The sequence below is a fragment of the Lutibacter sp. genome (assembly GCF_040883305.1).
Taxonomy (GTDB): domain Bacteria; phylum Bacteroidota; class Bacteroidia; order Flavobacteriales; family Flavobacteriaceae; genus Lutibacter.
Genome location: NZ_JBFLKT010000173.1, coordinates 1 through 10009 on the forward strand (window position 1 = coordinate 1; position 10009 = coordinate 10009).

At 28.6% G+C, this 10009-nt stretch carries 10 protein-coding genes; 5 read left to right on the forward strand and 5 right to left on the reverse strand.

From position 1 onward, the window contains the following. Positions 1-94: 94 nt before the first annotated feature. The 4 genes from AB1Z17_RS05560 to AB1Z17_RS05575 form a co-directional block, all read right to left on the reverse strand. On the reverse strand, positions 95-676 hold the full coding sequence (locus AB1Z17_RS05560) for an RNA polymerase sigma factor (RefSeq protein ID WP_368050807.1): 582 nt from the start codon (positions 674-676) through the stop codon (positions 95-97). After that, a complete protein-coding gene (locus AB1Z17_RS05565; protein WP_368050808.1) occupies positions 670-1782 on the reverse strand; it encodes a glycosyltransferase in 1113 nt (370 codons plus the stop codon). The genes AB1Z17_RS05560 and AB1Z17_RS05565 overlap by 7 nt, the downstream gene beginning before the upstream one ends. A 3-nt stretch (positions 1783-1785) precedes the next feature. Continuing rightward, entirely contained in the window at positions 1786-1971 is a 186-nt protein-coding gene (locus AB1Z17_RS05570) for a membrane or secreted protein (RefSeq protein WP_368050809.1), read from the reverse strand. 425 nt (positions 1972-2396) lie between these two features. Beyond that, positions 2397-4505 (reverse strand): elongation factor G, encoded by a 2109-nt coding sequence (locus AB1Z17_RS05575; RefSeq protein WP_368050810.1) that lies wholly within the window; start codon positions 4503-4505, stop codon positions 2397-2399. 330 nt (positions 4506-4835) lie between these two features. On the opposite strand from AB1Z17_RS05575, the gene AB1Z17_RS05580 reads away from it, so the two are divergent. From AB1Z17_RS05580 to AB1Z17_RS05600, 5 genes are all read left to right on the forward strand, one after another. Further along, a complete protein-coding gene (locus AB1Z17_RS05580) occupies positions 4836-5267 on the forward strand; it encodes a DUF2141 domain-containing protein (RefSeq protein ID WP_368050811.1) in 432 nt (143 codons plus the stop codon). Between the two features lie 32 nt (positions 5268-5299). Continuing rightward, entirely contained in the window at positions 5300-6643 is a 1344-nt protein-coding gene (locus AB1Z17_RS05585) for a 2TM domain-containing protein (RefSeq protein ID WP_368050812.1), read from the forward strand. A gap of 154 nt (positions 6644-6797) precedes the next feature. After that, complete coding sequence (locus AB1Z17_RS05590) at positions 6798-7094, forward strand: 2TM domain-containing protein (RefSeq protein WP_368050813.1); 297 nt, start codon at positions 6798-6800, stop codon at positions 7092-7094. Between the two features lie 5 nt (positions 7095-7099). Next, positions 7100-7414, forward strand: coding sequence for a 2TM domain-containing protein (locus AB1Z17_RS05595; RefSeq protein ID WP_368050814.1), 315 nt, complete (start codon positions 7100-7102; stop codon positions 7412-7414). Positions 7415-7527: 113 nt separating this feature from the next. Continuing rightward, positions 7528-8289 carry a LytR/AlgR family response regulator transcription factor gene (locus tag AB1Z17_RS05600; protein WP_368050815.1) on the forward strand — a complete coding sequence of 254 codons (762 nt, stop codon included), beginning with the start codon at positions 7528-7530 and terminating at the stop codon, positions 8287-8289. Positions 8290-8348: 59 nt separating this feature from the next. Here the strand turns inward: AB1Z17_RS05600 and AB1Z17_RS05605 are convergent. Beyond that, positions 8349-10009 (reverse strand): alpha/beta fold hydrolase (locus tag AB1Z17_RS05605; protein WP_368050816.1); only part of this gene is annotated, 1661 nt, incomplete at its 5' end.

Genomic DNA, 10009 nt, shown 5'->3' on the forward strand with positions numbered 1-10009 from the left:
AAACTCGGCTCCAGCTCTGGTAGATTGCACTAAATGTGAAACTCCAATTGCTGCACCGGCAAACAGCAATCCTGGACCTAATCTTTTTAGCCAATTATTTATTTTTGAAATCATTTTTCGATGACTTTTCAATAATTTCAGCTAATAATTTTTTGGCTCTTAGGAGTTTAACTTTTATGTTGCTCATTGGCTCGTTTAATTTATCTGCCATTTCTCTATAACTCATCTCTCTAAAATAACGAAGATTTATTATTTCTTGATAATGTGGTTTTAGCTGTTTTAAGTAGTTTAATAGTTGAGCTAAATTTTGCTCATTAATCAATTGATCTTCAGCAGAAGGAGTTTCATCAAAAATTTTATAAGCTTCAGATTCTTTCTTGTTTATTGAAATAGTAGTGGTTCTTTGTTTGCGTAAATGGTCTAAAAAAATGTTTTTAGAAATCGAAATTAACCAAGTTTTAAAGTTATAGCGTTCGTTATAAAGATGAATTTTATCAAAAGCTTTTGAGAACGTTTTAATAGTAATATCTTCAGCTTCATCTTCATTTTCTGTTTTAGAGAGTTGAAATCTAAAAACATCACTCCAATAAGTGTTTAGTAATGTATTAAAAGCTTTTTGATCTTTTTTACGAGCTTTTTCAATTAATTCAGTAATATCAATATTTTTATTTACCAATGTGTGGGTTTTGAAATAAGATTTTTTATAAAGATAAGCATTTGAATGATAATTAAAAATATTTCATAAAAAGGTAAAAATAGAATTAAATCTGTTTCATTTAATTTTTTTGCAGAAAAACCTATGGAAAGAAAAAAGAATATTTGTCTTAAAACTATTATTAATAAAATGTAAACTAAGTTAAATTGAAAACATAATAATATAATACTTAATAGCCAAAAGAGTAATTGTGAACTAAAAAATAAACCTAATAAATATTTATGAATAGTTTTGTAGTACAATGCTGTTGAAATATGTCTTCTTTTTTGTTGAAGCCAGTTTTTAAAAGAGGTTTTAGGTGAAGATTCTGTAAAACTATCTTTTGAAATACAATAGGTAGTATTATTTTTAGTTGCAACTTGGTTTATAAATAAATCATCGTCTCCAGATTTAATTCTGTGCATATGATTAACAAAGCCATTTGCATTAAAAAAGGTTGATTTTGTGTACCCTAAATTGCGTCCAACACCCATATAAGGAATGCCAATTTTTGCATATGAAAAGTATTGCACAGCGGTTATTAGTGTTTCAAAACGGATGAGTTTATTTAAAAATGAATTTTTAATTTTTGTATAGGAACCATAACCTAAAACCAACTGTTTATTATTGGAAAAATTATTAACCATTTCTTGAATCCAATTTTTTGAAACAGGCTTACAATCGGCATCAGAGAATAATAAATATTCGTTAGAAGCGGCTTTAATTCCAAGGGTTAAGGCATACTTTTTACTTCCCCAAAATTGTTCGTTTGGAGCGACATCAACAATTTTAATTTTTGACGGATGATTACTTTTAAATTGTTCCATTATTTCTAAAGAAGCGTCTCTAGAAGCATCATTAATAAGAACAATTTCAAAATTAATATACTCTTGTTCTAGAAAATATGGAATATTTTTTTTAAGATTTTCAGCTTCATTTTTTGCACAAATAATAACTGATACAGCTTGCTTAAAATTTTTATTTTGAATTATTGTTTTTGAAAGAGCAAAATTTCCAAAAATAACGAGGTAGAAAACACATTGAATACAAAAAATTACTATAAAAGCAATAAAGAGATATTCGAGCATGTGTTATCTGTTTTTACATTCGTCAGCTGCTTTACCACAATAACCACAAGGTTCTCCATTTTTATTTAGGTGGGGATTCTGACTAGCGCAAGTTCCTGCAAATTTACCATCTTTTTTTGCCCATAATTTAATTGCAATTCCAGCAACTCCTAATCCTAATAAAGCTAGCGTAATAAATAATAATTTCATCTATTTGGAGAATATATTGTTGTTTTTTTATTCGTCACTTAAATTGTAACTTTTAAAGTTAAAATTATGTAACCCACCACTGTGTAATTTTTTGAATTGCAAAGATAAAAAATTTTGAACGAACTTAATTAGAAAATAATACGCTGTTTTATATTAAACTTTATGCAACAAATATCATTAAAAAGTGAATATAATGTATTTAAAATGCTAATTGTTAATAAGTTTGTATTGTTTTGTCTAAAAAAAATACTAAATTAGCAATGATTAATATTTATGTACTAAGTTTTAGGAATTAAACCAACTAAATAAATTGTATAATTAGAATTGATTGAATTGAATAAGTATTAATCGAATTACTACTAATGTAAAGACTCGTTATTAAAAAATAACGAGTCTTTTTTTACTATATTAATATGTTCTCTTATTTAAGCATCAGTTTTTATCAATGTTTCTTGAACATTATTTGGAACTAATTCAAAATTAGAAAATTTGGTACTAAAACTACCTCTACCTTGTGTAATAGAGCGTAAAGTTGTTGAATATCTATACATTTCTGCTAAAGGAGTTTTTGCTTTAATAGATTGGTATTTCCCTTCACTATCCATCCCTAAAATGATAGCTCTTCTAGATTGTAAATCTGTCATAACATTACCCATAAGTTCTTCAGGAACTTTAACAGTTAACTCTTGAATAGGCTCTAAAAGTTTAGGTTTTGCATTTAAAAAGGCAGCTTTAAATGCATGCGCAGCAGCAATTTTAAAGGAAATATCATTAGAATCTACAGGGTGCATTTTACCATCAAATACCATTACTCTAATATCTCTGGCATATGATCCGGTTAATGGGCCTTCTTCCATAACTTCTAAACAGCCTTTTAAAACAGATGGTAAATAGCGTGTGTCTATAACACCACCAACTATACAGTTATAAAAAACTAATTTACCGCCCCAATCTAAAGCTACCTCTTCTTTCCCTCTAATGTTAAAACCTTCAGGTTCTGGCATACCTTCAAACCAAGGTTCTATTTTTAAATGCACTTCACCAAACTGACCCGAACCACCAGATTGTTTTTTGTGTTTGTAACTTGTGGTTGCAGAACGTTGAATTGTTTCTCGATAAGTTATTTTTGGTTGGTCAAATGAAGCTTTTATTCCATAAACTTTTTGTAAAGTCCAATCAATTGTTGCTAAATGCAATTCACCTTGACAAGATAAAATTTGTTGTTTTTGTTCTTTTGAATATCGAATTGTAACGGTTGGATCTTGACTATGAATTTTTTTTAACGCATCATTCAACTTTTCTTCATCGTTTTTATCAATAGCACTTACAGCTTTTGTAATTCTTGGTTCAGGAAATTTAATAGGTTTTATTGTAATATCAGAGCCTTTAACTCTTAACGTATCATTAGTTTCTGTATATTTAAGTTTTAAGGTTGCTCCAATATCTCCAGCACTTAATTTTTCTACAGGCTCACGGTTTTTCCCATCCATGATGTACAATTGATTAAGTGTTTCAATTTCTTCGTTTCTTGAGTTTTCTAATTTATCGTTTTGTTTTATTTCTCCAGATTTTACTTTAAAGAAGCTAATTTGACCTAAATTTGGTTCGTATAAAGTTTTAAAAATAAACAATGATGTTGGTGCATCAGGTTTACATTCAATCGTTTTACCTTCAACACTTTGTTCTGGTTTCAAATCTGCGGCAGATGGAGCAACATTATCAATAAAGCCCATTAATCTTCCAGTTCCCATGTCGTTTAATGCAGAAACACAGAACACAGGGAATAACTCGTGATTTAACATTCCTTTTTTAATTCCTTCTCTCATTTCATCTTCATTTAATGTACCTTTATCAAAATAAAGTTCCATTAAAGCTTCGTCATTTTCAGCGGCTTTTTCAACTAATTCGTTGTGCAATTCATTTGCAATATCTTTTTGGTCTTCAGGAATTTCAAATTTCTCTGGTTTTCCACCTTCAGGTCCAAATTTGTACATTTTCATTTTAAGCACGTCAATTATACATTGTGCTCCATCAACTACTAAAGGGTATTGTATTTTTACAGCATTGTTTCCAATTAGATCAACAATACTTTTAAAACTTTCATCAAAATCTGCATTTGGACTATCAATTTGATTGATAACAAACAAGGTAGGAAGTGAAAATCGATCTACATAATTCCAAATAATTTCTGTACCTACTTCAACACCTTGTTGAGCATTAACTACGGTAACTACGGAATCTGCAACACGCATTGTTGAAGCGATTTCACCAATAAAATCGTCTAATCCAGGAGTGTCTATAATGTTTATTTTGTAATTGCGCCATTCTGTGTGAAGCGGTGTGGCAAATATGGAAGTTTCTCTTTCTTGTTCAATTTCGTGGTAATCGGAAACAGTATTTTTGTTTTCTACGCTACCACGGCGGTTGACTAAGCCAGCTTCAAAAAGCATTGTTTCTGCTAATGTAGTTTTACCACTTTTATTTGCGCCTACAAAAGCAACATTTTTAATGTGTTTATCATCATATATTTTCATAATACTAACGTTTTTTGTAAAAGTTTTATAAAGTTACAAAGATTTTTAATTTAAAATATGACGAATGTTAGGTTTTAGGGCTTGAAGCATTAAAAAAGTTCAAAGTTTTAAAGGTTAAAGGGGGTGAAAGTTAAAAAGGTTGAAAGTTGAAATTTGTTTTTTGCCAATTGCCAATTGTCTAAATCTTACTGCTACATGAGATTTGGTTTTTAAATCTAACAGTTCATCATTAAAATAATACAATTCGGTAAGTTTAAATTTTCAAATTGTATGAAAAGTCACACTTTTGAAATGTCAAAACAATTAATATTAACTTAAAAATAACGTATTATGCAACATTTAATTTTAATAGTCGCTTTATTTTTTTCGGCATTAATTTTTTCGCAAGGGTCTGAAAATTATAATTTAAACAAAGAAAATAACATTACCGTTTCTCTTGTTAACGCTTTAAACGATAGTGGAACTGTAAATTTCGCACTTTTTAATAAAGAGAATTTTAGACAACAACCTTTAAGAGCGCAATCAGCAATAATTAAAAATGGTTTAAGTACTGTGGTTTTTGAAAATGTACCAATAGGAGCATATGCCATTATTTGCTATCACGATGAAAATGAAAATAGCCGTATGGATTTTCAAGAAAATGGAATGCCTTTAGAAAATTATGGAACTTCTAATAATCCAATGAATTTTGGTCCACCACAATTTGATAGTTCAAAGTTTGAAGTAACTAACAAAGATGTAACTTTAGAAATTAAATTTTAAATTGCAAGTATTAAAAAGAAACTTACTTTACGATGAAGACGAACATTAAATATCTTTTAAAAATTTCATTAATTATTGCAGTCGTATTATTTATAATTGAACGACTTGTTTTTAAAGGTGATTTTAATTCGCCAATAAATGAACTTTTTAAAGTCTTTGGAATACACTTTATGTACGCTTTTGTATTGTCTTCAATAAATGGTTTTTTCTATAAATATGTTGAAACTAAATTTTCTTGGCAGGAGTCTTCAAAAAGACGATTAATTATTGGAGCAGTAGGTTCTGTAATTTTAACAATGTTGGGTTTAACCTTGCTAAGGTTTGTTACTTTAGTTGTAATTTTAGGTAAACCTTTGGAGAGTTTTTTAAACGATCCAAACGCAAAAAGTTACTATGTTTTTGGGTTGGTTGTTACCTTGTTTGTGAGTCTTATTTTTCATGCAATATTTTTTTACAAAGCATTAACTGAAAAAAAAGTAACTGAGCAACAGATAGTTGCAAAAACAGAAACTGCTAAATATGAGTCTTTAAAAAGCCAAATAGATCCACATTTTTTATTTAATAGTTTAAATGTGTTAACCTCATTAATTGGGGAGAATCCAAAGTTAGCAGAAAAATTTACTACTAAATTATCTAAAGTTTATAGGTATGTTTTAGAGCAAAAAAATAAAGATTTAATAGATTTAGATGAAGAATTACTATTTGCAAAAACCTATATGGAATTGTTGAAAATGCGTTTTGAAGATGCTGTAATATTTGAAATTCCTGAAAAAGCAAGTAATTCAGAATTAAAAATTATTCCATTATCACTTCAACTTTTATTAGAAAACACAATAAAACACAATGTGGTTTCTGAAGATAATCCATTAACGGTTAAAATAGTTGAAGAAAACGGTTATTTAGTAATCACAAATAATTATAGTCCGAAAGCAGTATTAGAAAAAGGAACAAAAGTAGGACTAAAAAACATTATTGATCGATACAATTTAATTACCTTAAAAAAAGTGTCTGTCGAAAAAACAGGCGAAACATTTACAGTAAAATTACCATTACTAACTCAAAAAACTAAAATTATGAGAACATCAGAAAATATAGAAAGCACAAGATACCTTAGAGCAGTTGAGCAAGTTGAGGAAATAAAAGGATTTTATAGTTCATTAATAGCATATTTTATAGTTATTCCTATATTAATTTACATCAATTTAAAATATGTTCCACAATTTCATTGGTTTTGGTTTCCAATGCTAGGCTGGGGAATTGGAATGATTTTTCAAGGATTTAAAGCCTTTAGTTACAACAGAATTTTAGGTAGAAATTGGGAGGAAAGAAAAATTAAAGAATTTATGGAAAGTGATAAAAAACAATATTGGGAATAGATAAAAAGGAAAAGTGAAAAAGGAATGATGGTTGAGCGAAGTCGAAACCAAAAGAAGGATAGTTATTCCATTTTTAAAATGGCAGGTTTTTACTAATTAATTTTAAGTTGCTAACAATAATGAAATAAATACAAAAAAAATTAAAAGATATATTATGAAAACAAATTTAACAGAAGAACAAAAATATATTAGAGCTAAAAAGAAAGTTGACGAAATAAAAGGGTTTTACTGGAACTTATTATCTTATTGCTTGGTAATTCCTTTCTTAATATTTGTAAATTTAATGACATCGCCAGGTTATCATTGGTTTTGGTGGCCAGTGTTAGGGTGGGGAATTGGTATGATTTTTCACGCTTATGGAGTCTTTGGAAAAAATATACTTTTTGGAGACGATTGGGAAGAAAGAAAAATAAAAGAGTTAATGGATAAAGATCTAAATAATAAATTTTAAAAAAAATGGAAAATAATAATTTAGAAAATCAAAAATATATTAGAGCACAAAAAAAAGTGAAGGCAATAAAGGGCTTTTACGTTCACTTATTTGTTTATTTAGGTGTAAATGCATTTTTAATTTTAGCAAGAATTATATCTGGAGAAGGGGTAGGAATTCTATTAGACTGGAGTTCATATGGAACAATGTTTTTCTGGGGAATTGGACTTGCTTTTCACGCATTTGGTGTGTTTGGAATGGACTTTATTTTAGGTAAATCTTGGGAAGATAAAAAAATTAAAGAATTAATGGATAAGGATAAAAAGCAATATTGGGAGTAGGTTTTTAGTTAAAAAGTCTAAAGTTAAAAAGTTTTAAAACATATACTAAATCTAAGATTTAAACCAACACCTAAAACTAAAAATTATACCTAATTCAACAATTCAAAAAAAATATGAAAGTAATTATTATTGAAGATGAAAAACCAGCAGCTCGAAGATTGAGCCGTATGTTAAACGAACTTAGTATTGAACCATTAACAATGTTGCATTCAGTAGAAGAAGCAGTAAACTGGTTTTTGAGTAATGAGCATCCAGATTTAATTTTTTTAGATATTCAATTATCAGATGGTTTGTCTTTTGAAATTTTTGATGAAATCGAAATAGAAAGCGCCATTATTTTTACAACAGCTTACGATGAATATGCTTTAAAAGCGTTTAAATTAAATAGTGTAGATTATTTGTTAAAGCCAATTGATTCCGATGAGTTGGAAAATGCAGTACAAAAATTTAAAAGTTTATACAATACAAAAGAAAATGTAACTTTTGATTTAAATCAACTAAAAAATATTATTTCCAATAATTCAGGGAATACTAATAATTATAAAAAACGTTTTACTGTAAAAATTGGACAGCATATAAAAATGATTTCAACAGCTTCTATTGAGTGTTTTTACAGTGAAAATAAAGCGACAAATATTCATACGATAGATAATAGAAGTTATTTGATTGACGATACTTTGGATAATTTAGAAGAGAAATTGAAACCAGAAACCTTTTTTAGAGTAAGTAGAAAATATGTGGTTAATATAAATGCTATTAAGGATATCATTTCTTACACAAATAGCCGTTTAAAATTAATTCTACAATCTTATAGCGAATCTGAAATAATTGTTAGCCGTGAACGTGTAAGGGATTTTAAAAATTGGATTGGTTAAGTAAATAGTTAGAAAAAAGCTGTTTTAAAAGTTAACTTTTAAAACAGCTTTTTTTATTTTTATTGTTTTACTGGAATTTCAGATTTCTTTAAATAAGTATCTAAAAACTTAAGAATATTTCCATAAGCTGTAATCTGGTTTTCTTTCTTTACAAAACCGTGACCTTCATCTTCAAACAACACATATTCAACAGGAACATCGTTTTTCTTTGCTGCAGCCACAATTTCATCAGATTCTACTTTTAAAACTCTAGGATCCATAGTTCCTTGTAATACAATTAAAGGCTTGGTAATACTTTCAGCATGAAATAATGGCGAAATTTTACGCAATCTAACGGAATCAGCCGAATATGGATCTCCCAATTCTTTGTACAATGCTTCTCTAAAGGATTCCCAATAAGGTGGAATGCTTTTTAAAGTTCTAAGCCAATTTGTTACTCCAAATAAATTAACTCCAACGTCAAACTCTTCAGGAGTAAAGGTTAATGCAGCCATTGTCATATAACCACCGTAAGAACCTCCCATAATTCCAATAGATTCTCCATCTATAATTTCTTGTTCAGCTAACCAATTTTTTCCTTCAATACAATCTTTTAAATCTTTATCACCATGATTTAAGTCATCCATTTGAAAAAATGTTTTTCCGTAACCACTGCTTCCTCTGTTATTTACAGCTAAAATTGCATACCCATGATTTACTAAATATTGAACTAGCGGATTGTAATACTGACCCGATTGTCCTCCTGGACCTCCATGAACCATAACCAAAGCAGGAACTTTATTGTTTTTATTTGCTTGATGCGGTTTGTAATAAATTGCAGGAATCTCAACGCCATCAAACGATTTAAAACGAATTACTTCAGAATTAACCATATGTGTTGGGTCAATTTCTTTATTTAAAACATCAGTTAATTTTTGAGCTTTTTTAGTTGCAATGTCATAAACATATAAATTGTAAGGTGAGTTAGAGCCTCCAACATAAAAGCGAATTTTGGTTTCATCTCTAGAAAACCCAACGCCAATAACACTTCCATTGTCAAAAGTTGGTAACTCTATATCATTTCCTGTTTCTGTATCATTAATGAAAACCTTTGTTTTAGCATCTTCGTTTATTGAAGTTATTTGATATTTTCCATTTTCGCTAAAATAACTTGAAGTAATATCCCACTGTTTTTCCAAAACTTTTTCTCGGGTTTTAGTTTCAATGTCATATTTCATAAGGTACGTAAACTCAGAATCAACATCTGTAGTATAGAATAAGTGTTTGCTGTCCACACTAAAGTCTGCAGCAGCATTTGAACTTTGTATTTCATTTATTTTTGTAAAAGAGTTGTCTTCAAAGTTGTAAATAAACAAATCGCTATCGCTTGTATTTACCGTTTTACTAAGTGCTAAATATTTTTTATCGTTTGAAATTCCATTAAAATTATAACCTTCTAAATTTTCAAAAAGTAATGTTGGTTCAAAAGTTGAGATATCCATTTCATAAACATCAAAAAAACGTTTATCTCTTTTATTCGATCCAAAAAAGAAACTTTCTTTATCTTTTGCCCAGCCGTAAAAACTAGAATTAGACCCTTCAAAAGGAGTTAAATCAGTTATTCCAGTTGAATCTTTCATATAAATATGATTTAATTCATTTCCGTTGTCATCCATTCTAAAGAGAATTCTATCGTCATTTGGAAAATACGAAATTGAAAAAACAGAAGAGCTATCTGATT